The organism is Billgrantia sulfidoxydans (assembly GCF_017868775.1).
Taxonomy (GTDB): domain Bacteria; phylum Pseudomonadota; class Gammaproteobacteria; order Pseudomonadales; family Halomonadaceae; genus Halomonas; species Halomonas sulfidoxydans.
Window position 1 is genome coordinate 3,156,748 of record NZ_CP053381.1, and the last position, 26,152, is coordinate 3,182,899.

General features: G+C 67.2%; 24 protein-coding genes. 9 read left to right on the forward strand and 15 right to left on the reverse strand.

What is annotated here, in order from left to right; genetic code table 11:
- Positions 1–6: 6 nt before the first annotated feature.
- Genes rsgA through asd form a run of 3 tightly spaced genes read left to right on the forward strand, consistent with a single transcriptional unit; the run spans position 7 to position 2,807 of the window.
- Entirely contained in the window at positions 7–1,041 is a 1,035-nt protein-coding gene (gene rsgA / locus HNO51_RS14625) for a small ribosomal subunit biogenesis GTPase RsgA (protein WP_197448023.1), read from the forward strand.
- A 41-nt stretch (positions 1,042–1,082) separates the two neighbouring features.
- Positions 1,083–1,913: a sulfurtransferase gene (locus HNO51_RS14630; protein ID WP_209537714.1), complete on the forward strand. Its 831-nt coding sequence runs from the start codon at positions 1,083–1,085 to the stop codon at positions 1,911–1,913.
- Positions 1,914–1,946: 33 nt separating this feature from the next.
- On the forward strand, positions 1,947–2,807 hold the full coding sequence (gene asd / locus HNO51_RS14635) for an archaetidylserine decarboxylase (protein WP_209537715.1): 861 nt from the start codon (positions 1,947–1,949) through the stop codon (positions 2,805–2,807).
- Between the two features lie 6 nt (positions 2,808–2,813).
- On the opposite strand, the gene epmA is transcribed toward asd, so the two are convergent.
- Entirely contained in the window at positions 2,814–3,803 is a 990-nt protein-coding gene (gene epmA / locus HNO51_RS14640; RefSeq protein WP_209537716.1) for an EF-P lysine aminoacylase EpmA, read from the reverse strand.
- 63 nt (positions 3,804–3,866) lie between these two features.
- Positions 3,867–4,433, reverse strand: a complete 567-nt coding sequence (efp, locus tag HNO51_RS14645; RefSeq protein ID WP_197448027.1) for an elongation factor P — start codon at positions 4,431–4,433, stop codon at positions 3,867–3,869.
- Positions 4,434–4,535: 102 nt separating this feature from the next.
- On the opposite strand from efp, the gene epmB reads away from it, so the two are divergent.
- Positions 4,536–5,582 (forward strand): EF-P beta-lysylation protein EpmB, encoded by a 1,047-nt coding sequence (gene epmB, locus HNO51_RS14650; protein ID WP_197448028.1) that lies wholly within the window; start codon positions 4,536–4,538, stop codon positions 5,580–5,582.
- A gap of 55 nt (positions 5,583–5,637) precedes the next feature.
- Here the strand turns inward: epmB and leuA are convergent, their stop codons facing one another.
- The 5 genes from leuA to HNO51_RS14670 form a co-directional block, all read right to left on the reverse strand.
- A complete protein-coding gene (gene leuA, locus HNO51_RS14655; RefSeq protein WP_197448029.1) occupies positions 5,638–7,344 on the reverse strand; it encodes a 2-isopropylmalate synthase in 1,707 nt (568 codons plus the stop codon).
- Positions 7,345–7,390: 46 nt separating this feature from the next.
- The gene (locus HNO51_RS21170) at positions 7,391–7,522 is read right to left on the reverse strand and encodes a hypothetical protein (protein ID WP_276571205.1); all 132 of its coding nucleotides are present in this window, start codon (positions 7,520–7,522) and stop codon (positions 7,391–7,393) included.
- A 145-nt stretch (positions 7,523–7,667) separates the two neighbouring features.
- On the reverse strand, positions 7,668–8,009 hold the full coding sequence (locus HNO51_RS14660; protein ID WP_209537717.1) for a protealysin inhibitor emfourin: 342 nt from the start codon (positions 8,007–8,009) through the stop codon (positions 7,668–7,670).
- Positions 8,006–9,049 carry a M4 family metallopeptidase gene (locus HNO51_RS14665; protein ID WP_209537718.1) on the reverse strand — a complete coding sequence of 348 codons (1,044 nt, stop codon included), beginning with the start codon at positions 9,047–9,049 and terminating at the stop codon, positions 8,006–8,008. Before HNO51_RS14665 ends, HNO51_RS14660 begins: the two co-directional genes overlap by 4 nt.
- Positions 9,050–9,114: 65 nt before the next feature.
- The gene (locus HNO51_RS14670; protein WP_197448032.1) at positions 9,115–9,948 is read right to left on the reverse strand and encodes an ion transporter; all 834 of its coding nucleotides are present in this window, start codon (positions 9,946–9,948) and stop codon (positions 9,115–9,117) included.
- Positions 9,949–10,200: 252 nt separating this feature from the next.
- Here HNO51_RS14670 and HNO51_RS14675 point away from each other — a divergent pair, with 252 nt between their 5' ends.
- Positions 10,201–11,055, forward strand: a complete 855-nt coding sequence (locus HNO51_RS14675; RefSeq protein ID WP_209537719.1) for an SDR family oxidoreductase — start codon at positions 10,201–10,203, stop codon at positions 11,053–11,055.
- Positions 11,056–11,132: 77 nt separating this feature from the next.
- Here the strand turns inward: HNO51_RS14675 and HNO51_RS14680 are convergent, their stop codons facing one another.
- The 6 genes from HNO51_RS14680 to pgi all read right to left on the reverse strand — a co-directional run bounded on the left by HNO51_RS14680 (position 11,133) and on the right by pgi (position 19,454).
- The gene (locus HNO51_RS14680) at positions 11,133–11,390 is read right to left on the reverse strand and encodes a TIGR02647 family protein (RefSeq protein ID WP_209537720.1); all 258 of its coding nucleotides are present in this window, start codon (positions 11,388–11,390) and stop codon (positions 11,133–11,135) included.
- A gap of 93 nt (positions 11,391–11,483) precedes the next feature.
- Positions 11,484–12,704: a phosphoserine phosphatase SerB gene (serB, locus tag HNO51_RS14685; RefSeq protein ID WP_209537721.1), complete on the reverse strand. Its 1,221-nt coding sequence runs from the start codon at positions 12,702–12,704 to the stop codon at positions 11,484–11,486.
- Entirely contained in the window at positions 12,701–14,953 is a 2,253-nt protein-coding gene (parC, locus tag HNO51_RS14690) for a DNA topoisomerase IV subunit A (protein WP_209537722.1), read from the reverse strand. The genes serB and parC overlap by 4 nt, the downstream gene beginning before the upstream one ends.
- A gap of 169 nt (positions 14,954–15,122) precedes the next feature.
- On the reverse strand, positions 15,123–17,003 hold the full coding sequence (gene parE, locus HNO51_RS14695) for a DNA topoisomerase IV subunit B (protein WP_209537723.1): 1,881 nt from the start codon (positions 17,001–17,003) through the stop codon (positions 15,123–15,125).
- 79 nt (positions 17,004–17,082) lie between these two features.
- Positions 17,083–17,718: a YqiA/YcfP family alpha/beta fold hydrolase gene (locus tag HNO51_RS14700; RefSeq protein ID WP_209537724.1), complete on the reverse strand. Its 636-nt coding sequence runs from the start codon at positions 17,716–17,718 to the stop codon at positions 17,083–17,085.
- A gap of 56 nt (positions 17,719–17,774) precedes the next feature.
- Complete coding sequence (pgi, locus tag HNO51_RS14705) at positions 17,775–19,454, reverse strand: glucose-6-phosphate isomerase (protein ID WP_197448038.1); 1,680 nt, start codon at positions 19,452–19,454, stop codon at positions 17,775–17,777.
- A 232-nt stretch (positions 19,455–19,686) separates the two neighbouring features.
- On the opposite strand from pgi, the gene cmoA reads away from it, so the two are divergent.
- Positions 19,687–20,430, forward strand: a complete 744-nt coding sequence (cmoA, locus tag HNO51_RS14710) for a carboxy-S-adenosyl-L-methionine synthase CmoA (RefSeq protein WP_197448039.1) — start codon at positions 19,687–19,689, stop codon at positions 20,428–20,430.
- A 1-nt stretch (position 20,431) separates the two neighbouring features.
- Positions 20,432–21,424, forward strand: a complete 993-nt coding sequence (gene cmoB, locus HNO51_RS14715; RefSeq protein WP_209537725.1) for a tRNA 5-methoxyuridine(34)/uridine 5-oxyacetic acid(34) synthase CmoB — start codon at positions 20,432–20,434, stop codon at positions 21,422–21,424.
- A 15-nt stretch (positions 21,425–21,439) separates the two neighbouring features.
- On the opposite strand, the gene cueR is transcribed toward cmoB, so the two are convergent.
- Positions 21,440–21,856 carry a Cu(I)-responsive transcriptional regulator gene (gene cueR, locus HNO51_RS14720; RefSeq protein ID WP_197448041.1) on the reverse strand — a complete coding sequence of 139 codons (417 nt, stop codon included), beginning with the start codon at positions 21,854–21,856 and terminating at the stop codon, positions 21,440–21,442.
- 128 nt (positions 21,857–21,984) lie between these two features.
- Here cueR and HNO51_RS14725 point away from each other — a divergent pair, with 128 nt between their 5' ends.
- The gene (locus HNO51_RS14725) at positions 21,985–22,182 is read left to right on the forward strand and encodes a heavy-metal-associated domain-containing protein (RefSeq protein ID WP_197448042.1); all 198 of its coding nucleotides are present in this window, start codon (positions 21,985–21,987) and stop codon (positions 22,180–22,182) included.
- A gap of 68 nt (positions 22,183–22,250) precedes the next feature.
- Positions 22,251–24,812: a heavy metal translocating P-type ATPase gene (locus HNO51_RS14730; protein WP_242597123.1), complete on the forward strand. Its 2,562-nt coding sequence runs from the start codon at positions 22,251–22,253 to the stop codon at positions 24,810–24,812.
- A gap of 4 nt (positions 24,813–24,816) precedes the next feature.
- Here HNO51_RS14730 and HNO51_RS14735 read toward each other — a convergent pair whose 3' ends face one another.
- Complete coding sequence (locus tag HNO51_RS14735) at positions 24,817–26,073, reverse strand: MFS transporter (RefSeq protein ID WP_209537726.1); 1,257 nt, start codon at positions 26,071–26,073, stop codon at positions 24,817–24,819.
- Between the last annotated feature and the right edge of the window lie 79 nt (positions 26,074–26,152).

Below are 26,152 nucleotides of genomic sequence, written 5' to 3' on the forward strand. Positions count from 1 at the left end.
GCGCCCATGAGCAAACGCAAGCTGAGCCGCCAGCAACGCTGGCGAATCGAGAAGATACAGGCCGAGCGGTCTCGGCGCGCCGAGCAGCGCGACGCCAAGGATTCGCACAAGCTCGCCGCGGGCGAATACGGCCCCGAACGACCGGGACGGGTCATCGCCCATTATGGCCGCACGCTGGACGTCCAGGGCGACGACAGCGCGGCCAGCGTTCGCTGCCACCTGCGCGCCAATCTCGAGGGGCTGGTCACCGGCGACCGGATCACCTGGCGCGCCGCCCAGGATGCCGAGGGCAACGTGGTCGAGGGCGTGGTGGTGGCCCGCAGCGAGCGCGACAACGTGCTGGAACGCCCCGACGCCCGTGGCCAGCTCAAGCCGGTGGCGGCCAACATCGACCAGATCCTGATCGTCTTTGCCGTCGAGCCGGCGCCACACCCCAACCTGATCGACCGCTACCTGGTGGCCGCCGAGGCCACCGGCATCGCCCCGGTACTGGTGCTCAACAAGATCGACCTGCTGCCCGAAAGCGGCGGCGAGCTGCGAGCGCTGCTGGCACGCTACGAGGCGCTCGGCTACCCGGTGGTGGCCACCACCACGGCCCGCGAAGCGGGGCTCGACGACTTGCTCGCTCGCCTGGCCGGGCGTACCTCGGTGTTCGTCGGCCAGAGCGGCGTGGGCAAGTCGTCACTGATCGATCGCCTGCTGCCCGACGAGTCGCTGCGCATCGGCGCGCTGTCGAAGGATTCGCGCAAGGGCACCCACACCACCACCACGGCCCGCCTCTACCGCTTGCCCAGCGCCGACGCCGCCGAATTGATCGACTCGCCAGGCATTCGGGAATTCGGCCTGATGCACCTGGACGAACAGCAGGTCGCCGAGGGGTTCATCGAGTTTCGCGACCTCCTCGGCCGCTGCCGCTTCCGCGACTGCCGCCACCGCCAGGAGCCGGGCTGCGCCCTGCTCGAGGCGGTGGAGCGCGGCGAGATCCACCCCGAGCGTTTTGCCAGCTTCCGCCATATCGTCGATAGTCTCAACGAGACCTGATTCGTCCTGTCATCGCCACTTCGAGGAATAAGGAGAGCGCCATGAGTTCCGAAGAGAACCTGCTGCCGCTGATCGTCGAGCCCGAGCAGCTCGCCGCGCACCTGGACGATCCCCAGCTGCTGGTCGTCGACGTGCCGCTCAAGGCCGAAAGCTACCAGGAGGGGCACGTTCCCGGCGCCATATTCCTCGACTTCCGCCACCTGTTGCGTGGCGAAGGCGAGGTAGCCAACGAGGTGCCGAGCGTCGAGGCGCTGTCGCAGCTGTTCTCGTCGCTCGGCCTCACCCGCGACACCCACGTGGTGGCCTATGACGACGAGGGCGGCGGCTGGGCCGGGCGCCTGCTATGGACGCTGGAGCTGATTGGTCACACCCGCTACTCCTACCTCAACGGCGGCATTCACGCCTGGCGCCAGGCCGGCCAGCCCGTGTCCCGTGAGCCGACCGCCGCCACGCCGAGCGACTACGAGGCCGAGATCCTGCACCCGGAGGTCGCCATCGACCGACTGGAGCTGCAGGAGCGCCTGGGCGAGAAGGGCTTTGCCATCTGGGATGCCCGTTCGCCAGCCGAGTACCGCGGCGAGAAAGGCGAGAACAAACAGCTCGGCCACATCCCCGGTGCGGTCAACATGGAGTGGACCGAGGCCATGGACAAGGAGCGTGCGCTGCGCATTCGCGACTACGCCGAGCTCGTCACCGAGCTCGAGGCGCTGGGGCTGACGCCGAACATGGAAGTGGTCACTCACTGCCAGAGCCACCATCGCAGCGGCTTCACCTGGCTGGTGGGCAAGGCGCTGGGCTTCGAGAACATTCGCGGCTACGCCGGCTCGTGGCAGGAGTGGGGCAACCGCGACGATACGCCGATCGAAAAGTAGACAAACCAACCAAGACGCTACGGAACCCTAACCTTGTCTCTCGCCAAGTTCTTTGCCCTGATCCAGTATCCGATTCCCCACCACCTGCTCTCGCGGCTGGTGGGCTATCTTGCCGAAACCCGCATCGCCTGGCTGAAGAATGCGCTGATCCGCGCCTTCATCAAGGCCTTCGAGGTCGACATGGGCGAGGCCGCCGAGCCCGACCCCACCGCCTACGCCACCTTCAATGACTTCTTCACCCGGGAGCTGAAGCCCGATGCCCGCCCCCTGGGCGAGGGCCTGCTCTCTCCTGCCGACGGCAACATCTCCCAGTTCGGTCCCATCGAAGCCGACCGTCTGCTGCAGGCCAAGGGCCATCGCTTCTCCGTGGTCGACCTGCTCGGCGGCGATGCCGTGGCCGCCAGACGATACAGCGGTGGCAGCTACGCCAACGTCTATCTTTCGCCCAAGGATTACCATCGCGTGCACATGCCGTTGGCCGGCACCCTGACCGAGATGGTCTACGTGCCGGGCCGGCTGTTCTCGGTCAACTCGGCCACCACCGACCACGTGCCCAACCTGTTTGCCCGCAACGAGCGCCTGGTGTGCCACTTCGATACCGAATACGGTCCCATGGCGGTGGTGCTGGTCGGGGCGATGATCGTCGCGGCCATCGAGACGGTGTGGGCCGGCCAGATCACGCCGCTCTCCGGCCAGGTGCAGCGCGTGCGCTTCGACAAGCCGATTCGCCTGGAGCGCGGTGAGGAGATGGGCCGCTTCAAGCTCGGCTCCACGGTGGTGATGGCCTTCGCCGGCAGGGTCGATTTCGATGCCGGCCTGGCCCCCAAGACCAAGGTCAGCATGGGCCAGTCGCTGGGTGGCTTGCCGCAGTCACATACACCCGACTTCGTCTAGGCACCTTCAGCAGCGCGGTGTGGCAAAGGCCATGACCTCCGCCACGCTCGCCCTGCCCAGGGCAAGCTGGATCAGCCGGTCGATACCCAATGCCACGCCGCTGCCCGCGGGCATGCCGTGTTCCAGCGCGGCGAGCAGGCGCCGGTCGACCTCTACCTCGGACAGGCCCAGCCGTCGCCGGGCGGCATTGTCCTCGGCGAAGCGTGCACGCTGCTCGTCGGCATCGGTGAGCTCGTCGTAGCCGTTGGCGAGTTCCAGCCCGGCGAGATAGACCTCGAAGCGCGAGGCGACCCACTCGCCGTCCTCCGGGTCGCGATGGCGCCGCGCCAGGGCCGCCTGGCTGGCCGGGTAGTCCACCACCACGTCGACCCCCTCGTGCCCAAGCGTAGGCTCGATGGCCAGGCTCATCAGCAGGTCGAGGCAACCGTCGCGCCCGGCATCGCGCATGTCGAGGCCGCCACGCTCGCCGGCCAGTCGCCGCAGTTCATCGAGATCGACGCTGAAGGGGTCGAGCCCCAGCCCCTCGCGGAACAGCTCGCGGTAGCGCCGGCGGTGCAGCGGGCCCGCCTCACTCCCCAGTTCTCGACCGAGCACCTGATGTATCAGCGCCACGGTCTCCTCGATCAGCTCGTCGAGGGAGAAGCCCGGGCGATACCACTCCAGCATGGTGAATTCGATGTTGTGGCGGCTGCCCACCTCGCCGTCGCGAAAGCTTCTTGCCAGCTGGAAGATCGGCCCGCTGCCGGCGGCCAGCAGGCGCTTCATGTGGAACTCCGGCGACGTCTGCAGCCACAGCCGCTCGCGCCCCGCCGGCGTGGTCGCCTCGAGGGACAGCGAGGCCAGGTGCACGTCGGTGCTGCCGCCGTGACCCAGTATCGGGGTCTCCACTTCCAGCACGCCGCGCTCGGCGAAGAATGCACGCACCGCGGCCAGTAGCCTTGCCCGCTCACGCAGCGTCTCGATACTCGCCGTGGGCCGCCAGTCGATCTCTTGCATGGTCGTCACCATCGAAAACGCCGAGCCCAACAGGACTCGGCGTTGAAACAGCCAGGCACCCGGTCAGGCGCGTGACACATATTCGCCGGAGCGAGTATCGACTTTCAGTACTTCGCCCTGGTTGATGAACAGCGGCACCCGCACCACGGCGCCGGAAGAGAGCGTGGCCGGCTTGGAACCGCCCTGGGCGGTATCGCCCTTGAGGCCCGGGTCGGTCTCGACCACTTCCAGCTCGATGAAGTTGGGCGGCGTTACGCTGATGGCGTTGTCGTTCCACAGGGTCACGGTGTAGACCACCTGCTCCTTGAGCCACTTGAGGGTGTCGCCCAGCGCCTTCTTCTCCACCGCGTACTGCTCGAAGGAGCCGTCGGTCTTCATGAAGTGCCACATGTCGCCGTCGGTATAGAGATACTCCATCTCGAGGTCTACCACGTCGGCGCCTTCCAGGGATTCGCCCGACTTGAAGGTACGCTCCCACACGCGGCCGGTGATCAGGTTGCGCAGCTTCACGCGGTTGAACGCCTGGCCCTTGCCCGGCTTGACGAATTCGTTCTCGACGATCGCACAGGGGTCGCCGTCCAGCATCACCTTCAGACCGCCCTTGAATTCGTTGGTAGAATAGCTAGCCATGTTGCCTCTCGAATGATCGGGCGCGCCGCAGCAGGCTGCGGCGCGCAAGAAACCGAATCGACGAGGAGTCGAGCCCTCGCCCCTTTGTGACTGGTGTGCCGCATGATAACCCGAAGCTCCGCCCTTTTGCAGAGACCGGAATCGCTTAACGCTGACGTGAAGCCCTTGTCGCTGCCGAGCGCCTGGCAGACCCAGCTGTCGCGGGCGGTCCGCGACCCGCGTGAGCTGTGCCGGCGCCTTGGCCTGGAGGATTCGTGGCTGCCCGGCGCCGAGGCGGGCCATGCCCTGTTCGAGGTGCGGGTGCCCGAGGCATTCCTGGCTCGCATGCGCTATGGCGATCCGCATGATCCGCTGCTGCGCCAGGTGCTGCCGCTGATCGCCGAGGGTGAGAACGTACCTGGCTACGTGACCGACCCGCTGGAAGAGGCCGAGCACACCCCGGGACCGGGGATGATCCACAAGTACGCCGGCCGCGTGCTGCTGATTGCGAGCCCCGCCTGCGCGGTAAACTGCCGTTACTGCTTCCGTCGCCACTTCCCCTATGGCGACAACAGCCCCTCGCGGGCTCAGTGGGAGCGCTCCCTCGACACGCTGAGGCAGGATGCCTCGATCCACGAGGCGATCCTCTCCGGGGGCGACCCGCTGGCCGCCAGCGACCGCCAGCTCGCCTGGCTCGTCGAACGCCTCGAGGCGATCCCTCACCTCAAGCGCCTGCGCCTCCACACCCGCCTGCCGGTGGTCATTCCCGACCGGGTCGACGACGCAATGCTCGGCTGGCTCGGCGCCACGCGGCTGCAGAAGGTGATGGTGCTGCATATCAACCACGCTCAGGAGATCGACGACGCTGTGGTCGCGGCCTGCGCACGGCTCAAGCAAGCCGGCGTGACGCTGCTCAACCAGAGCGTGCTGCTGCGCGGCGTCAACGATTCGGTGGCGGCGTTGGCCCAGCTCTCCGAGCGGCTGTTCGATGCCGGCGTGCTGCCCTACTACCTGCACGTGCTCGACCCGGTGGCGGGTGCGGCTCACTTCGACGTGCCCGACGAAGAGGCCCGCGAACTGGTCGCGGGCCTCAGGGAGGAGCTGCCGGGCTTCTTGCTCCCCCGCCTGGTCAGGGAAATCCCCGGCGAAGCGAGCAAGACGCCGCTGTAGGACCCAGACCGTCGACGGCAGGGCAAGCCAGCCTAGCGGGCTGACGCAACGCCAATTACGCCAGCGTCGCCGCCGTCACATTGGCCGCCGCCGGCTCGTTGGAGACATGCCGGTTGATGGCGCTCATCACTGCCTTCATCGAGGCGCTGGTGATGCTCTCGTCGGTCCCCACGCCGAACACCGCCTTGCCGTCGATGCGCACCTCCACGTAGGCAATCGCCTCGGCGTCGGCGCCCTGGCCGCGGGAGTGTTCGTGGTAGTCGATGATCTCCACGTCATGGCCGGCCGCCGCCAGGGCCTTGATGAAGGCTGCTAGCGGGCCGTTACCCTCGCCGTCGATGGCGCGCCGCTCGCCGCGCTCCTCGATGGTCGCCTCGAGCTTGACCCTGGGGCTGTCGGGCTCGGAGGAGAGGCGATGATTGACCATGGCATAGGGTGAGGTTCGCGCCAGGTACTCGTCGGCGAAGGCCTGGTAGATCATCTGCGAGGTGATCTCCTTGCCGGTACGGTCGGCCACCTCCTGCACCACCTGGCTGAACTCGATCGAGAGCCGGCGCGGCAGCTCGATGCCGTGCTCCTGTTCGAGCAGGTAGGAGACCCCGCCCTTGCCCGACTGGCTGTTGACGCGAATCACCGCCTCGTAGCTGCGGCCGACATCCATCGGGTCGATGGGCAGGTAGGGTACCTCCCACATGGCGTCCGGATTGGCGCGACGCTCGGCCATGCCCTTCTTGATCGCATCCTGGTGGGAGCCGGAGAAGGCGGTGAAGACCAGATCGCCGACGTAGGGATGGCGCGGGTGTACCGGCAGCTGGTTGCAGTACTCCACCTCGCGCATGATCGGTGTGATGTTGGAGAAGTCGAGCCCCGGATGCACGCCCTGGGTGTAGAGGTTCATGGCCAGCGTCACGATGTCGACGTTGCCGGTACGCTCGCCGTTACCGAACAGGGTGCCCTCGACGCGGTCGGCGCCCGCCATCACGGTGAGCTCGGCTGCCGCCACGCCGGTGCCACGGTCGTTGTGGGGATGCACGCTGACGATCAGGTGGTCGCGGTTCTTCACGTGGCGACAGAACCACTCGACCTGGTCGGCGTAGTTGTTGGGCGTGGCCGCCTCCACCGTGGCCGGCAGGTTGACGATCATCTTCTTCCCGGCGCTGGCGCCGTAGGCCTCCATCACCGCCTCGACCACCTCCTTGGCGAAGTCCATCTCGGTGGTGGTGAAGAGTTCCGGCGAGTACTGGAAGGTCCAGTTGGTTTCCGGCGCCGCCTCCATCAGCTCGCGAATCTGGGCGGTGGCGTCCACGGCGATGCCGATGCACTCCTCCTTGCTGACGTTGAACACCACGCGGCGGAACACCGGGTCGGTGGCGTTGTAGACGTGCACGATGGCGTTCTTGGCCCCCTTCAGCGACTCGAAGGTGCGCTCGATCAGGTGTGGGCGCGCCTGGGTCAGCACCTGGATGGTGACGTCGTCCGGCACCTTGTTCTGCTCGATCAGCGCGCGCACGAAGTCGAAGTCGGTCTGCGACGCCGAGGGGAAGCCGACCTCGATCTCCTTGAAGCCGATCTTCACCAGCAGGTCGAAGAAGCGCTGCTTGCGCTCCTGGTCCATGGGGTCGATCAGCGCCTGGTTGCCGTCGCGCAGGTCGACGCTGCACCACTGCGGCGGCGACTCGATGCGGCGATTCGGCCACTGGCGGTCGGGCAGGTCGACGGCGACGAAGGGGCGGTACTTGGCGGCGGGGTTGTCGAGCATCATGGTGGCGGTCTCCCTGGCTGGCGGCTCTGGTTCGGACAGGCGGCGTTCAGAAACGACGACGCCCCGGCTGCGTGGCGCATACCGGGGCGTCGTGGCAATGGACGAGACGGATCTCGCGACCGATGGCGGTCACGGCGAAACGACGTACGTAGCGTGAAACAATTCGGGTGGTTGACATTTCGGTACCTCGACTGACCTGGACAAAAACGCGATGCGCAACGCATCGCCCGACACTCAAAGGCCGGCTAGTAGTCGTAGGTTCAGGCTGAGGTAGCAAAATGTCGTGTTCATGCCCCCTAGAAAATCAGCATGGCCGACGCTTGTCAAGGCCCGCCTCCCCTTTCCGCTTCGGTATCGGCCCGCTGCCACCACGCCACGAGCTCCCGGGGCAACGCTTCCTCGGCCACTGTCAGGGCCCACAGCGAAGCGCCATCGGCATCCTCCACGCTCAGGGAGAAGCGGCGCCGGTCGGCGCCGGGCGATGCCACCTGCCCGGCCCCGGCTTCCGCGCCGCACAGCAATCGCCACAGCTCGTCGCGCTGCGCCTCGCTGTAGCGGGCGCAGTCGATGCAGCGTGGCTGCGACAGGCCGGGAAAGTGAGCCACGCCCCCTTCGCGGCGCAGCCGGACCACACTGCCCGACGTCAGGCGAGGCGGCCGGCTCACGTCAATACCCCCACGCCTCGCCAACCTTCGCGCACCGCCCCGGCCTCCGTACTCGCCGCGCCATAGCGGCGCTCGGCGTTGTCCAGCGTCAGCATGGCGAAGGCGGCGAAGTCGCTATCCTGCTCCAGTCGCCGGTCGACGAGCGTGTCGTACCAGATTCGACCGGCCCGCTCCCAGGCATGGCCACCCAGCGCCATGGCCGCAAGGTGGAAGGCCCGGTTGGGAATGCCCGAATTGATGTGCACCCCGCCATTGTCCGCCTCGGTGACCACGAAAGCGTCCATGTGGCCGGGCTGAGGGTCGCGCCCCAGCAGCGGGTCGTCGTAGGCGCTCCCCGGGTTCGCCATGGAGCGCAGCGCCCGACCGGCGACCCGCTCGGTGAACAGCCCCTTGCCGATCAGCCAGTCCGCCTCGTCGACGCTCTGCCCCAGTTCGCGCTGCTTGGCCAGGCTGCCGAACACGTCGCACAGCGACTCGTTGAGCGCACCGGATTGGCCCGCGTAGGCCAGCGCCGCCTCGTGCTGGATGACGCCATGGGTCAGCTCATGGGCGACGATGTCCAGCGCCACGGTGAAGCGATTGAACAGCTCGCCGTCGCCATCACCGAACACCATCTGGCGTCCGTCCCAGAAGGCGTTCTCGTAGTCCTTCCCGTAATGCACCGTGGCCAGCAGCGCCATGCCGTCATCGTCGATGGAGTGTCGCTCGAAGGCCTCCCAGAACAGCCGGTAGGTCGCCCCCAGCCCGTGATAGGCCTCGTCGACGGCCGGGTCGCCGCTGTCGCCCTCCCCTTCGCGCCTCACCAGCCTGCCGGGCAGGATCTGGTGCTGCTCGGCGTCATGCACGTAGCGGGCCGACTCACCGCGCCGGGCGCTGCCCTGCGGCAGTGGCACGCCACCCGCACGGGCGCGGAACTGACGGTCAGCCAGCAGGGTCTGTCGAGCGCTCTCGCTGAGGCGGGCCGAACCGGCGCTGGCGATGCGCTCGAGCACGTAGGGCGGCAGAAAGTGCCTGGCACCGGCGGGTGACAAGTCGGTCATCCTTTTCCTCTCCTCCACATCCGGCTCGCCCATCGAGCCTGTTTGATTAGAGCATAGCGGAAGCGTTACTCCCCGCGCCGCCCCAGCATTGCCTCCATGCGGGCCAGCTGGTCGCTCAGCGCCCGCACGTCGTTGCGCAGGCCATGCAGCTCGGCGGCTTCCCCCTCGCCGCTCTCCAACTGCACCTGAATGCTCTCCTTCTGCATCACGTCGAGCACGATGCCGATCATCATGTTGAGAAAAATGAAGGCATTCAGAAAGATAAAGGTAAGAAAGTAGATCCAGGCGTAGGGGTAGTGCTCCATGGTCGGGTAGAGCACCGCCGTGGCCCAGCTCTCGAAGGTGGCGACCTGGAACAGGGTCAGCATGGCCAGCGAGATATTACCCCACAGCTTCTCATCGACGCTGGCGAACAGAAAACTGCCGATGGCACCGTAGATGTAGAAGATGATGAACATCAGCAACGCCACGTAACCCATGCGCGGGATCGATTTGAACAGCGCCGCGATCAGCATGCGCAACTCGGGAATCATCGAGACCAGACGCAGCACGCGGAAGATGCGCAGCAGCCGCGCCAGCAGCACCATCTCGGAATCGTCCAGGGGGATCAGGCTGGCGGTGACGATCAGGAAGTCGAAGACGTTCCAGCCGCGCTTGAAGAAGTCGCGCAGGCGCTTCTCCGCCGCCATGCGGATCAGGATTTCCACCAGGAAGAATACCGTCACCGCCGTGTCGAGCAGCAGCAGCCACTCCTGGAAGGGGCTGACCTCTTCCTCGTAGGTCTTGGCACCGATCAGCAGGGCCGAGACGACGATGATGGTGATTACCGTCAGCTCAAAGGCCTTGTGGGCACGCAGTCGCTCGAAGCGGTCGCGCCAGGTTTCGAAAGAAGCGCTCATTGGAAATTCTCGAAAGTACCTTGGACAGGAATCCGAAGTGACAGAAGCCGAACCGCCGGCGGCAGACCAGGCGACACCAGCGGTCGAGGCGGCGTGATGGTATCACGAGCGCGAAACGAAGAGAGCACACGGCCGGTGGCCTCACCAGTTCTTACGACAGCGAAACCTTTATTCACTCTCCCCGCCTTGTCCAGTCGGTTGCGCGCTGCCTACCTTCAAGACATCACGTGCACAGGAAAAGGAGTCCGGCACATGAGCCAAGAGAAACAGCCAGCTCAAGAGCAAGCCCACCAGCCCGGCGCCGAGTACAAGATGGAGCCGAGACCGGAATATATTCGCGAGAGCTACCGCGGCGCCGACAAGCTCAGGGACAAGGTGGCGATCATCACTGGCGGCGACAGTGGCATCGGCCGTGCCGTGGCGGTGCACTACGCCCGCGAAGGCGCCGACTGCGTCATCGTGCACCTGGAGGAGGATACCGACGCTCGCGAAACGCAGTCCCTGATCGAAGCGGAAGGCCGCCGCTGCCTGGTACTCAAGGGCGACGTGGGAGAACCGACGTTCTGCCAGGACATCGTCGATCGCACCCTCAACGAGTTCGGCAAGCTCAACATCGTGGTACACAACTCGGCTGAGCAGTACGACTGGGACGACATCACCGACATTCCCGACGAGCAGCTGCAGCGCACCTTCCAGACCAACGTCTTCAGTCACTTCTACCTGACCAAGGCGGCCCTGCCCCACATGCACGAGGGCGACACGATCATCTGCACCTCGTCGATCAACGCCTTCAAGGGCAACCCTTCGCTGATCGATTACACCGCCACCAAGGGCGCCATCCAGGGGCTGGTGCGCTCGCTGGCGGTGCCGCTCGCCGAGAAGGGGATCCGGATCAATGCCGTGGCGCCGGGTCCGGTGTGGACACCGCTGATCCCGGCCAGCTTCCCCGCCGAGAAGGTCGCCTCCTTCGGCGGCCAGGTGCCGATGAACCGCGCCGGGCAGCCTTCCGAGATGGGACCGGCTTACGTCTACCTGGCCAGCGAGGAGTCTTCCTACATGAGCGGCCAGACGCTGCATCTCAACGGCGGCGTGGTGCTCAATACCTGAGCCGGTCTTTCGCCGGAAAGCGCGACGCCCGCCTCTCGGAGGCGGGCGTCGTCATGTCGCTCAAGCGGTCGGCGAACTCATGTCGTCAGTTCGGCGGGGTTCAGCAACCCGGCGAGCTCCTGGGCGTAGTGGGCGGCCTCACGGCCGCGCGGCGTCAGATAGCCACCGTCGGCCTGGGTCACCAGGCCCTTGGCGTGCAGCCGCGTGGCGGCGGCGACCGCTTCCGGCGCGGCATTGGAGTGCACCTTGATGCCCTCCTGGCTGGTGTCGAGGTTGTACAGGCAGAGCAGGTTCAGCTCGTCCAGCAGCTCGGCGGTGAAATGCGCTTGGGCCATGGCGTTCTCCGATGTGATCAGATCTTTCGAGACAGGCTCTTCAAGTCATCTTCGAAGGTACGCCACTTCCCCTTGCTTCACCAGTACTGCCGGTCAACCCGCCCGACTGTCGTCCTCCAGATCCCCCTCGCGATAGCCCATCAGGTAGAGCACGGCATCGATACCCAGGGTCGAGATCGACTGGCGCGCCTGGCTGCGCACCAGCGGCTTGGCGCGAAAGGCGATGCCGAGCCCGGCGGCGGCGAGCATCTTGAGATCGTTGGCGCCGTCGCCCACGGCGATGGTCTGCTCCATGGCGAGTCCTTCGCGGGCGGCGATCTCGTGCAACAGCTCGGCCTTGCGGCTGGCGTCGAGGATCGGCTCGCGAACCTCGCCGGTGACCTTGCCGTTCTCGATGACGAGCTCGTTGGCGTGGACCTCGTCGAAGCCGAGCTTCTCCTGCAGGTGGCGGGCGAAGTAGGTGAAGCCGCCGGAGAGGATCGCGGTGCGATAGCCGAGCCGCTTCAAGTGCTTCATCAGGCGCTCGACGCCGTCCATCAGCGGAAGCTCCTCGGCGATCTCGACGAGCACCGCTTCGTCGAGCCCCTTGAGCTTGGCCATGCGCTCACGGAAGCTCTGCTGAAAGTCGAGCTCGCCGCGCATGGCGCGCTCGGTGACTGCGGCAACGTCCTCGTAGACGCCATGGCGGCGCGCCAGCTCGTCGATCACCTCGGCCTGGATCAGGGTCGAGTCCATGTCGAAGCAGACCAGGCGGCGATGGCGACGCCAGATCGAATCTTCCTGGATGGCGATATCGACCCCGTGCATGGCCCCCAAGGCCAGGGCCTTTTCGCGCAGGATATCGAGATCGACCTCCTCGCCGCGCAGCCAGCACTCGACGCAGGCGCCGAAGGGGGGGACGCCGCCGTCCAGCGCCTCGCGACCGGAGAGGCGGTGGATCAGCTCCACGGTCAGGCCGTGCTCGGCGGTGAGCGCGCCGACCTCGGCCAGGATGCCGGCGGGCAGGTGCGGCGCGAGCAGGGTCAGGATCAGCCGCGGCTCGCTGGCCTGCACGCTCCAGCGCTGATAATCCTCGGCGCTGACCTGGATCGCCTGCACGTCGAGTCCCAGACTATCGCCCGCCTGGTTGAGCGCGCTCTCCAGGTCGCTGTCGCGGTCGAGCCCGACCAGCGCTTCCAGCGAGACCATGCCGAAGGTCACGCTCTGGTTGATGTCGAGCAGCCGTGCGCCGCTGCGCGCCAGGGCCTGGCCCAGGCCGGCCAGCTGGCCGGGTCGTGCCGCGCCGGTGGCGCGGATCAGCAGTCGTCGTGTCATTCCCCACTCTCCAGGCGATCCACTTTCTGCAGGCCGCGGGGCAGCTTGCTGCCGCGTCGACCGCGTTCGCCGCGATAATAGTCCAGATCGGCGTCCTTGAGGGTCAGGTGGCGCTTGCCGGCATGCACGATCAGCCCCGCCCCCGCGGGCAGCAGCGCGATGTCGCGCACCAGTTCCTCGCGCCGCGCGGCACGGGCGCCGGGAATGTCGATCATCTTGTTGCCCTTGCCCTTGGCCAGCTCGGGCAGTTGCTCCAGCGGGAACAACAGCAGCCGCCCCTCGTTGGAGACCGCCGCCACCCAGATGTCCTCGCCCTCGGGCACGCGTACCGGCGCCATGACCCGGCAGCCCTTGGGCACCGAGAGCACCGCCTTGCCCGACTTGTTCTTGCCGATCAGCTCCTCGAGCCTGGCCACGAAGCCGTAGCCGCCGTCGCTGGCGAGCAGGTAGCGGGTCTCGGGCGGGGCCAGCATCAGCCCGGCCATGTGCGCACCGGCGACCACGTTGACCCGGCCGGTGACCGGCTCGCCCTGGCTGCGGGCGCTGGGCAGGTTGTGGGCGGCCAGTGTATAGGCGCGGCCGGTGTCGTCGAGCAGCACCAGCGGCTGGTTGGTCTTGCCGCGCCCGGCCAGGGCGAAGCGGTCGCCGGACTTGTAGGAGAGTCCTTCCGGGTCGATGTCGTGGCCCTTGGCGGCACGGATCCAGCCCTTCTCGGAGAGCACCACGGTGATGGGGTCGGCGCCCATCAGCTCGACCTCGGAGAGCGCCTTGGCCTCCTCGCGCTCGACGATGGGCGAACGGCGCTCGTCGCCGTGCTCGCGGGCGGCCTCGCGCAGCTCCTCCTCGATCAGGTCGGTGAGCTTGGCCTCGCTGCCGAGCAGTTCCTTGAGGCGCTTGCGCTCGGCTTCGAGCGCGTCCTGCTCCCCGCGGATCTTCATCTCCTCGAGCTTGGCCAGGTGGCGCAGACGCAGCTCGAGGATGGCCTCGGCCTGGCGGTCGGAGAGGCCGAAGGCGGCCATCAGCGCGCTCTTGGGCTCGTCCTCCTCGCGGATGATGCGGATCACCTCGTCGATGTTGAGGTAGGCGGCGAGCAGGCCTTCGAGGATGTGCAGGCGATCCTCGACCTTGCCCAGGCGATGCTCCAGGCGCCGACGCACGGTCTTGCGCCGGAAGGTGAGCCATTCGCCAAGCAGCTCGGGCAGCGGCATCACCCGCGGCCGGCCGTCGAGGCCGATCACGTTGAGGTTGACGCGAATGTTCTTCTCGAGGTCGGTGGTGGCGAACAGGTGTGCCATCATCGCCTCGATATCGACACGGTTGGAGCGCGGCTCGATCACCAGCCGGGTCGGCTCCTCGTGGGTCGATTCGTCGCGCAGGTCGTCGACCATGGGCAGCTTCTTGGCCTGCATCTGGGCGGCGATCTGCTCGAGCACCTTGGAGCCGCTGACCTGATAGGGCAGCGCGGTGACCACCACCTTGCCCTCCTCCATCACGTAGCGCGCGCGCAGCTTCACCGAGCCGCGTCCGCTCTCGTAGAGTTTGCGCAGGTCGTCGCGGGAGGTGATGATCTCGGCCGCGGTGGGGAAGTCCGGCGCCGGCAGGTGCTGCATCAGGTCGGCGGTGGTGGCCTCTGGATGGCGCAGCAGGTGGCAGGTGGCCTCGACCACTTCGTTCACGTTGTGCGGCGGAATGTCGGTGGCCATGCCCACGGCGATGCCGGTGCCGCCGTTGAGCAGCACGTGGGGCAGGCGCGCCGGCAGCACCACCGGCTCGTTCATGGTGCCGTCGAAGTTGGGGGTCCAGTCGACGGTGCCCTGGCCCAGCTCGGCGAGCAGCACCTCGGCAAACTTGGAGAGCCGCGATTCGGTGTAGCGCATCGCCGCGAACGACTTGGGATCGTCGGGGCTGCCCCAGTTGCCCTGGCCGTCCACCAGCGGGTAGCGGTAGCTGAACGGCTGGGCCATCAGCACCATCGCCTCGTAGCAGGCGCTGTCGCCATGAGGGTGGAACTTGCCCAGCACGTCGCCGACGGTACGCGCCGACTTCTTGTACTTGGCGCTGGCGTTCAGCGCCAGCTCGCGCATGGCGTAGACGATGCGCCGCTGCACCGGCTTCATGCCGTCGCCGATGTGGGGCAGCGCCCGGTCGAGGATGACGTACATCGAGTAGTCGAGGTACGCCTTCTCGGTGTATTCGCGCAGCGAGAGGCGCTCGACGTCGCCCTCCGCCACCTGGATATCCATGGTCATGGGGTTAGCGCCCTATCTGCCATCATGGAAAAATCGCGGGCCGTGCCCGCACGAAACGTTCTGGAAGAGTTTCGAGATGCGGGCTTCGGGCTTCGAACCCCGCAGCCCGCAGCTCGTAGCTCGTAGCTCGTAGCTCGTAGCTCGTAGCTCGTAGCTCGTAGCTCGTAGCTCAGACTTCGATATCCGCCAAGTTGCCATAATCTTCGAGCCAGCTCTTGCGGTCGGCGGCGCGCTTCTTGGCCAGCAGCATGTCCATCATCTCCATGGTGCCGTCGCCGACTTCGCGAGTGAGCTGCACCAGGCGTCGGGTCTCCACCGCCATGGTGGTCTCGCGCAACTGCAGCGGGCTCATCTCGCCGAGACCCTTGAAGCGCTGCACGTTGGGCGTGCCGCGCTTGCCCTCGAGCCGACGCAGGATCGCCGCCTTCTCGCTCTCGTCCAGGGCGTAGTGCACTTCCTTGCCCAAGTCGATGCGGTAGAGCGGCGGCATGGCGACGTAGACGTGGCCGGCATCGACCAGCGCCGGGAAGTGGCGCACGAACAGCGCGCACAGCAGCGTGGCGATGTGCAGGCCGTCGGAGTCGGCGTCGGCGAGAATGCAGATCTTGTGGTAGCGCAGTTGGCTGAGATCGTCACTGCCCGGGTCCATGCCCACTGCCACGGCGATGTCGTGGACCTCCTGGGAGCCGTAGATGTCGTGGCTGTCGACCTCCCAGGTATTGAGGATCTTGCCACGCAGCGGCAGGATCGCCTGGGTCTCGCGGTTGCGCGCCTGCTTGGCGCTGCCGCCGGCCGAGTCGCCCTCGACCAGGAACAGCTCGCCCTGGGCCGGGTCCTGGCCGGAGCAGTCGGCCAGCTTGCCGGGTAGCGCGGGGCCGGCGGTGACCTTCTTGCGCGCCACCTTCTTGGCGCTCTTCTGGCGCCGCTGGGCGGCGCTGATGACCAGCTCGGCCAGCGTCTCGGCCTGGTCGACATGGTGGTTGAGCCACAGCGAGAAGGCGTCCTTCACCACGCTGGAGACGAAGGCCGCCACGGTGCGCGACGAGAGGCGCTCCTTGGTCTGGCCGGCGAACTGCGGGTCGAGCATCTTCACCGAGAGCACGTAGGCGACCCGCTCCCACAGGTCCTCGGCGGTGAGCTTGACGCCCCGCGGCAGCAGGTTGCGGTATTCGCAGAACTCGCGCAGCGCCTCGAGCAGGCCCGAACGCAGGCCGTTGACGTGGGTGCCGCCCTGGGGCGTAGGGATCAGGTTGACGTAGCTTTCCATCAGCGTCTCGCCGCCTTCCGGGAGCCACTGTACCGCCCAGTCCACCGCCTGCTCGTCGTCGGCGAAGTGGCCTATCAAGGGCGAGGCCGGCAACACTTCGAAGCCGTCGGTGGCCTGGGCCAGGTAGTCGCGCAGGCCGTCCTCGTACTGCCAGACGCTTTCGGCGCCGTCGGCTTCCACCAGGGTGACCTTGAGACCCGGGCACAACACCGCCTTGGCCCGCAGCAAGTGCTTGAGCCGCCCCATGGCCAGCCGCGGGCTGTCGAAATAGGACTCGTCGGGCCAGAAGCGCACCAGGGTGCCGGTGGTGCGTTTGGCCACGCTGCCGATCTCGGCCAGTTCCGACACCTTGTCTCCGTGCTCGAAGGCCATGGCGTGGCGGGCGCCGTCGCGCGACACCTCGACCTCCAGGCGCCGCGACAGCGCATTGACCACCGATACCCCGACGCCGTGCAGGCCGCCGGAGAAACGGTAGCTGGACTGGGAGAACTTGCCGCCGGCGTGCAGCCGGGTAAGGATCAACTCGATCCCGGAGACGCCGTGCTCGGGATGGATGTCGATCGGCATGCCGCGGCCGTCGTCGGCCACTTCGATACCGCCATCCTCCAGCAGGCGCACGGTGACTTCCCGTGCATGGCCGGCCAGCGCCTCGTCGACGCTGTTGTCGATGACTTCCTGGGCCAGGTGGTTGGGGCGGGTGGTGTCGGTGTACATGCCGGGGCGCTTGCGCACCGGATCGAGACCGGAGAGTACTTCGATTGAGCTGGCACTGTACTGTGTCATGCGTGTCCCAAAGCCATTACGAATTCGATTGCGCTCCCAGCAGGCCTGCCCCTTCCCTGAAAGCCCGGCTGCGTCTGCGTCATTGCCCCGGTGGCCCGGCAGTCACGCGCCTCGGTGGCAGGCAGTGTCCGCCATGGGCGAGCACGGCCGGCAGGTACCTCTCCAGCATGCCGAAGACATGGTCGCCGCCGGGGTGCAGGACGGTCCGGGCGCCGCGGTAGAGGGCGAAGGCATCCGCCGGATCGAGCGTCTCGTCGGCGGTTCCCAGCAGCAGCAGGTAGCGCTCGGGGCACACGCGCTGCGGCGTCAGTTCGACCAGCTCCTCTCGATGCGCCGCCTCGATGACGAAACGCTCGTCGGTATGCTCGTTGACGAAGGCCTCGCCTACCCACTCCCCCACCAGCCGCGCCGGCCGCACCGCGGGATTGACCAGCACCGCCGGGAGGTCGTGGCGCTCGGCCAGGCAGGTCACCAGGAAGCCGCCCAGGGAGCTGCCGACTAGCAGCGGACTCGGCCCCAGCGTGTTCAACTGCGCTTCGGCCATCTCCAGCGCGGCCGCAGGACGATGCGGCAGCTGAGGCGTCTCGCAGGGCAGCGCCAGCTCCGTGCAGGCGGCCCGTATCAGCGCCGCCTTGGGCGAGCCATAGCCGCTGTTGAAGCCATGCAGGTAGAGCAGGCCGCTGGCGGGCAGCGGCGCCAATGGTGCGCTCAGCATACCGAACGAACTGTATACATTGCCAGCCCTTCCACGCTAACCCGTTTCTCCCTGCTTCAACGATCGCTCTCCCGCTCGGCCTCCCAGACCGCTTCGAGCAGCGCTCGGGTGGAGGCATCCATCTTCTCGTGGCCATGGTGGTCGGCCAGCATGCGCTCGGTTTCACCGGCGATCTGCTTGCCCAGCTCCACGCCCCACTGGTCGAAGGGGTTGATGCCCCAGATGGTAGCCTGCACGAACACCTTGTGCTCGTAGAGGGCGATCAGCGCTCCCAGGGTGGCCGGGGTCAGGCGGTCGAGCAGCAGCGTGGTGGAGGGCTGGTTGCCGCGGTAGCGCTTGTGGCCGGGACGCTCACCCGGTTCGTCGATGGCGTCATCGCCGAGCATCAGCAGGCGCGACTGGGCGAAGCAGTTGGCCAGGGTCAGGCGATGCTGCCCCATCAGGTGCCGGCGGGTTGCCGCATCCTCGACGTCGTCGTAGCGCTTGAGCGGGGCGATGAAGTCGCACACCACCGGCTGGGTACCCTGGTGCAGCAGCTGGTAGAAGGCGTGCTGGGCGTTGGGGCCGAGCTGCCCCCACAGCACCGGGCAGGTGGAGTAGCTCACCTGGCGCCCGTCGTGGGTGGCCGACTTGCCGTTGGACTCCATCTCGAGCTGCTCGAGGTAGGCGGCGAAGTGCTCCAGGCGGCCGTCGTAGGGCAGGATCGAGTGGGCGCGGATGTCGAGGAAGTTGACGTTCCAGATCCCCGCCAGCGCCAGCAGCACCGGCAGGTTGTCGCCGAGAGGCGCCTGGGCGAAGTGCTCGTCCATGGCGTGGGCGCCGGCGAGCAGCTCGCGGAAGTTGGCCATACCGATCACCAGCGCAATGGGCAGGCCAATCGCTCCCCACAGCGAATAGCGACCGCCGACCCACTCCCAGAACAGCAGCTGGTTGGCCTCGGCGATGCCCCACTCGCTCATCTTGTCGGGCTTGGCCGAGACGCCGACGAAGTGCTGACGCATGACCATGTCCTCGTCGACCCCCTGGATGCCATCGTTCACCAGGCGCGCCATCAGCCAGTCGCGGGCGGTGCGCGCGTTGGACAGGGTATCGATGGTGGTGAACGACTTGGACGAAATCACGAACAGCGTGGTCTCGGGGTTGAAGCGGGTGAGATAGTCGGCGAGCTGCGAGCCGTCCATGGTGGAGGCGAAGTGCACCTCGACATGGTGCGCATCGGCGGGTCGGTAGTCGGCCAGCGCATGGGTCACCATCAGCGGGCCGAGATCGGAGCCGCCCACGCCCAGGTTGACCACATCGTGAATCGGCCGACCGGTAGCGCCGCGCCACTGGCGGGCGTGGAGGCGTGCGACCATGGTCGCCATGCGGTCCAGCGTGGCGTGAACGCCCGGGACCACGTCCTCGCCGTCGACGGCCAGGGAGGCCTCCGGGGGCAGACGCAGCGCCGTGTGCAGCGCCGGACGATCCTCGCTGACGTTGACGTGATCGCCACTCAGCAGGGCCTGAATGCCCTCGGGCACGCCGGCTTCGCGGGCCAGGTCGAGCAGCAGCGCAAGCGTGGTGTCGCTCCAGCGCTGTTTCGACAGGTCGAGGGTCAGCCCCGCCGCCTGCTGCGTGAAGGCGCGCCCCCGCGCCTGGTCGAGGAACAGCTCGCGCAGGTGGGTGGGGCGCATCTCCTCGGCGTGCTCCATCAGCCGCTGCCAGGCGCCAGTCTGGTCGATCGGGGTGTGGTTCATAGCAATCCTCCTTGACGTTGCGGGAACACCGCGTCGTTGACGGCCAGCGTGAGACGGGCGACATCCTTCGCCCACAGGCTAGCCTTGTATCCGCCTGTAAATCCACAGCGTAAATGCAACGCGTGGCGATGCACGGCAGCGGCGCTGTCTCGCCGCCGCGCGGCGCGCCATCCGTGCAGCCGGCCAGCGGCCGGCGTAGAATATCGGCCTGATCCACGTAACCGGCCTGCTCATGAGTGACGCATCTTATCGCGACGCGATCTTTTCCACACCCCTGGACCGGGTCGCGCGCTTCTCCTTCGACGAACGGGTGGTGGCCTGCTTCCCCGACATGATTCGCCGCTCGGTGCCCGGCTACGGCCAGATACTCGGCATGCTGGGGCTGATCGCCGGGCGCCATCTTCGCCACGGCGCCCATGTCTACGACCTGGGCTGCTCGCTGGGTGCCGCCAGCCTGGCACTGGCCGGCCAGTTGCCGGCGGACGCCTTTCGCCTCACCGCGGTGGACATCTCGCCGGCCATGGTCGCCCGCGCCCGTGAGACCCTCGCCGCCGAGTGTCCCGAGCACGCCATCGAGGTCATCGAGGGCGACATTCGCACCCTCGACTACCGGCCCTCGGGCATGGTGATCCTCAACTTCACCCTGCAGTTCCTGCCACCCGAGGATCGCGAGGCGCTGCTGGTTCGCCTGTTCGAAGCGCTGGAGCCTGGCGGCGTGCTGGTACTTTCCGAAAAAGTGATCGACCCCGACGAGCGCGACAACGCCTGGCGGGTGGAGCGCTACCACGACTTCAAGCGCGCCAACGGCTACAGCGAACTCGAGATCAGCCAGAAGCGCACGGCGCTGGAGAACGTGCTGGTGCCGGACACCCTCGCGGCGCACCATGCGCGCCTGGCCCGGGCCGGCTTTCCACGCTCGCTGACCTGGTTCCAGTACCTCAACTTCGCCTCGCTGATCGCGTTCAAGGAGGCCTGAGGTGGCGATACCCGCTGATCAGCGACCGCTCTATCGCGCCTTCATCGACCAAGGCCTGGATGCTTGGCTCGCCCGCCTGCCGGAACAGTTGGCCCAAGGGCTCGACCGCAAGCGCTATGGCGACCTGCCGGCCTGGGAGAAGGCGGTGGCCAAGCTGCCCGCCCTGCCCGAGGCACGCGACGTCCAGTTGGATACCGATACGGTGACGGTGGATTGCGCGCTCGACGACAGCCGGCGGCGCCAGTGCGAGAACCTGCTGAGGAAGCTATCGCCGTGGCGCAAGGGCCCCTACCGGCTCGCCGGCATTCACATCGACACCGAATGGCGCTCCGATTGGAAGTGGCGGCGGGTGGCGCCGCACCTCACCGACCTGCGCGGCCGGCGCGTGCTCGACGTGGGCGGCGGCAGCGGCTACCACGCCTGGCGCATGGCCGGCGCGGGGGCCGCCTTCGTGCTGGTGATCGACCCTTCGCCGCGCTTCTACTACCAGTTCCAGGCCCTGCGCCACTTCGTCGGTGACGCCGACGGGGGACGCACCCACTTCCTCCCGGTGGGCATCGAAGACGTGCCCGAGCGGCTCGCCTTCTTCGACACGGTGTTCTCCATGGGCGTGCTCTACCACCGCCCCTCGCCGCTGGAGCACCTGTTGCAGCTCAAGGAGGCTCTGCGCCCAGGCGGCGAGCTGGTGCTCGAGACGCTAGTGGTGGAGGGCGACGAAACCACGGTGCTGCTGCCCGGCGAGCGCTACGCCGCCATGCCCAACGTCTACTTCCTGCCCTCTTCCGCAGCGCTGTGCCAGTGGCTCGAGCGCTGCGGCTTCGTTGACGTACGGGTAGTGGACGAGGCCCCCACCACGCTGGACGAGCAGCGCTCCACCGAGTGGATGACCTTCCAGTCGCTGGCCGACTTTCTCGACCCGGCCGACCCGACGCGCACCCGCGAGGGCTATCCCGCGCCGCGACGGTCAGTGGTGATGGCAACGAGACCAGCGTAGCGAGCAGATGCTGCGTCAGGGAGTCTCGGCTTCCATTTCGAGGCTTTCCGCCGCCAGGTCGCCGAGGATCGGACACTCCGGGCGCTCGTCGCCATGGCAGTGCTTCACCAGGTGCTCCAGGGTACGGCGCATGCCCTGCAGCTTCTTGATCTTGCCATCCAGCTCCTCGATGTGCGCCTGGGCGACGGCCTTGACGTCGGCACTGGCCCGATGGCGGTCCTGCCACAGGGCGAGCAGGTTACCCATCTGCTCCACCGAGAAGCCCAGGTCACGGGCCCGGGAGATGAAACGCAGCGCGTGAACGTCCTTCTCGCTGAAGATCCGATACCCCGACTCCGTCCGTTTGGCCGGGGCAATGAGGCCGATACTCTCGTAGTAGCGAATCATCTTTTCCGAGATGCCGGATGCCTTCGACGCTTGACCGATATTCATCGGGTGCCTCCTCTTTCAGGAACTTGGCGCGAGAGATGCCCCGATTGCCGGGAACGCTTGTCAGCGCTTGACCTTACAACAATGGGAAGGTTTATGCTGTCCAGCACACCCACCACGAGGAAGCGCTCATGCCGAAATTCAACGTGCCGGACATGTCATGTAACCACTGCGTCTCGACGATCTCCACCGCCATCGAATCCGTGGACAGCGGGGCCAGCCTGGAATTCGACCTGGCGAATCGCCAAGTCAGCGTGAACAGCAGCGCGCCGGTCGAGGCGATCCAGGCAGCCATCGAAGCGGCCGGCTACCCCAATCAGGTGGCCTAGCGCCATTACCTTCCCATGACTGGAAGGTTTGAGACATAGTAACCCTCATCGCAACGGAGGCACAAGGCATGTCGAGCAACGAGGCCGCCTTGGCGGTTCGTAATGATTCCAGCGGCAGCGAAACGTATTCCGTGGCCATCGAAGGCATGAGCTGCGCCTCCTGCGTCGGCCGGGTCGAGAAGGCGATCCGCGGTGTGCCAGGAGTCGTCGACGCTTCCGTCAACCTGGCCACGCAGCGCGCCCAGGTGGAGTTCGCTTCCGGTCAGACGGATATCGCCGGTGTCGTGCAGGCGGTCAATGCCGCAGGCTATCCCGCCTCAAGCGAGACCATCGAGCTGTCGGTCGAGGGCATGAGTTGTGCCTCCTGCGTCGGCCGCGTGGAGCGCAAGCTCGCCGGCGTGCCCGGGGTACTCGAGGCCAGCGTCAACCTGGCCACGGCGACAGCCACCGTGAAAGTGGTGGCAGGGGCCGTCACCGCGCCGCGTCTGATCGAGGCCGTGAAGGCGGCGGGCTACGACGCCGAGGCCGCCAGCGACGCACCGGATCGCAGTGATCGCGAGCGCGAGGCCCGTGAACGGGAGATCGCCGAACTGAAGCGCGCGGTCGCCATCGCCACAGTATTCACGCTGCCACTCTTCGTGCTGGAGATGGGCTCGCACTTAATACCAGGGCTTCATCACTGGCTGCAGATGAGCCTGGGCCAGCAGAACCTGTTCTACCTGTTCTTCGTTCTGGCCTCGATCGTGCAGTTCGGTCCCGGCCTGCGCTTCTACCAGAAGGGCTGGCCCGCCCTGATGCGCGGCGGCCCCGACATGAACTCGCTGGTGATGCTGGGCACCACCGCGGCCTGGGGCTATTCGGTGGTGGCCACCTTCCTGCCACAGGTGCTGCCTGCCGGCACCGTGAACGTCTACTTCGAGGCTTCGGCGGTGATCATCACGCTGATCCTCGTCGGCCGCTATTTCGAGGCCATCGCCAAGGGCCGCACCAGCGAGGCCATCAAGGCGTTGATGAAGCTCCAGGCCAAGACCGCCCGCGTGGTTCGCGACGGTGAGGAAATGGAGATCGGCATCGACGCCGTGCGCCAGGGCGACATCGTGCTGGTACGCCCCGGCGAGAAGATCCCGGTGGATGGCCAGGTGATCGACGGCAGCTCCTTCGTTGACGAGTCGATGATCACCGGCGAACCCGTACCGGTGCGCAAGGAAGCCGGCGCGGACGTGGTCGGCGGCACTCTCAACAAGGTGGGCAGCTTCAGCTTCCGCGCCACCAAGGTCGGCGCCGACACCCTGCTGGCCCAGATCGTGCGCATGGTCGAGCAGGCCCAGGGCTCGAAGCTGCCGATCCAGGCCATGGTGGATAAGGTCACTACCTACTTCGTCCCGGCGGTGATCGCCGCGGCCCTGGCCACCATTGGCGTCTGGCTGGTCTTCGGCCCCGCCCCCGCGCTGACCTTCGCCCTGGTCAACGGCGTGGCGGTGCTGATCATCGCTTGCCCGTGTGCCATGGGCCTGGCCACCCCCACCTCCATCATGGTGGGAACCGGCAAGGCCGCGAAGATGGGCGTGCTGTTCCGCAAGGGCGAAGCCCTGCAGTCGCTGCGCGACGCCAAGGTGATCGCGCTGGACAAGACCGGCACCCTGACCAAGGGCCGGCCCGAGCTCACCGACCTGGTCGTGGCCAAGGACTTCGACGAGGTCGATACCCTGCGCCTAGTGGCCTCCGTCGAGCGTCAGTCGGAGCACCCCATCGCCGAGGCGATCGCCAGCGCGGCCAAGGCCCGCGGGCTGGAGCCCGGTGCCATCCAGGGCTTCGAGGCCATTCCCGGTTTCGGCGTCACGGCCCGGGTCGATGGGCGCCGGGTGGACGTCGGTGCCGACCGCTACATGCGCCAGTTGGGCCTGGACGTGGAGACCTTCGCCGAGAGCGCACACCGGCTCGCTGACGAGGGCAAGTCGCCGCTGTACGCCGCCATCGATGGCCGCCTGGCCGCGATCATCGCCGTCGCCGACCCGATCAAGGAGTCCACGCCGGCCGCCATCCGCGCGCTGCACGCCGAGGGTCTGCAGGTCGCGATGATCACCGGCGACAACAGGCGCACCGCCGATGCCATCGCCCGCCGCCTCGGCATCGACAAGGTGGTGGCCGAGGTCCTGCCCGACGGCAAGGTGGATGCGGTGAAGCAACTGCAGGCCGAAGGCGGCCTGGTGGCCTTCGTCGGCGACGGCATCAACGATGCCCCGGCGCTGGCCCAGGCCGACGTGGGGATCGCCATCGGCACCGGCACCGATATCGCCATCGAATCCGCCGAGGTGGTGCTGATGTCCGGCGACCTGCGCAACGTGCCCAACGCCATTGCGCTGTCCCGGGCCACCATCCGCAACATCAAGCAGAACCTGTTCTGGGCCTTCGCCTACAACACCGTGCTGATCCCGGTGGCCGCCGGCGCGCTGTTTCCCGCCTTCGGGATTCTGCTCTCGCCGATCTTCGCCGCCGTGGCCATGGCCGCCTCGAGCATCTGCGTGCTCACCAACGCGCTGCGCCTCAAGGGCTTCCAGCCGCCGATCGCGCTCGATGCGGATGAGGCCGCAGCGCCGGAGGTGGAGGTCGCTAGCCGGGCTGGCGCGTGAGGCGTCACGGCGCGTCCTGGGTGGCCAACGGCTCCTCGACGGCTCGCCTGGTCGCCCAGGCGAAGCCGAGCAGCCCCACGATCGGGCCGGGGACGAGCAGCCAGGCGGCGTGCAGCCCCACGCGCTCGAACAGCGTCGTCGTGGCGGCAATGGAGACCACGGTAATGGCAAAGCCGATGGAGTTCTGGATGGCCAATGCGGCACCGACCAGCTCGCGCGGGCAGGCCTGAGCCGAGAGGGCGGAGAATTGCGGCGAGTCCGCGATGACGGTCGCCCCCCATACCAGCAGCAGCAGGCCCAGCGCGACGGCCGGCAGCGCCTGCCAGAACAGCGCGAACACCAGGGCACAGACGCCCGAGGAGGCCAGGGCGCCCAGCGCCACCCTGGCGCTGCCGATGCGCTGCGACAGCCACCCGCCGACGATGCAGCCCAGCGCCCCGACCCCGATGATGGTAAACGCCATCCCGGAGACTCCCACCGCACCGTACCGGCTGGCCAGCACCGTCTGCGATACCAGCAGCGGCACCACCGTCCAGAAGGCGTAGAGCTCCCACATGTGGCCGAAGTAGCCCAGCGCGGCCGCGCGGAAGCGATGGATCCGGAACGCGTCCAGCACCGTGGGCCTCTGCCCTGTCTCGGTGCCCGAGGATGCCTTGCGCTGGCGGGCATCCGGCAGGTGAGGTCCGTCGCCCAGCCAGCGGATCATCACCGCCCCGAGCAGGGCAAGCCCGGACGAGGCAAGAATGATCGTCTGCCAGGGAAGCTCGGCCCCCACCTCCCGCAGCCCGTGGGGCAGCGCCGTACCCAGCGTCAGCATGGCCACCAGCTGTGCCAACGCCTGGCCGGTACGCTCCGGCGCCCAGCTGACGATCAGCTTCATGCCTACCGGATAGATGCCCGCCAACGACAGCCCGACCAGGAAACGCAACACCAGGGCACTGGCCAACCCCTCCGACAGCAGGGCGAAACCGGCGTTGAACAGGGCGCCGGCCAGCGCACAGCAGACGAAGATCCGGCTGGCGCGATAGCGATCCGCCAGACCGCCGAGGGCCATCGTCAGCGTGCCGAGGATGAAGCCGACCTGCACCGCGCTGGTCAGCCAGCCGATATCGGCGGCGCTGACGTGCCAGGTGCGCATCAGGTCGTCCGCCGCGCTGTTGGCACTGAACCACAGCGAGGTACCGAACAGCTGGGCGATGGCGATCGTCGCCACGGGCCACGTATCGCTTCGGGTGCTCTCCTCGACGTTGCCTGACGCCATTGTGGTTCTCCGGGTCGCTCGAGCCAGGCACCGACACGACCCGGCGATGGTCAAGGCACCGCCGGTGCGATCCCAGGGG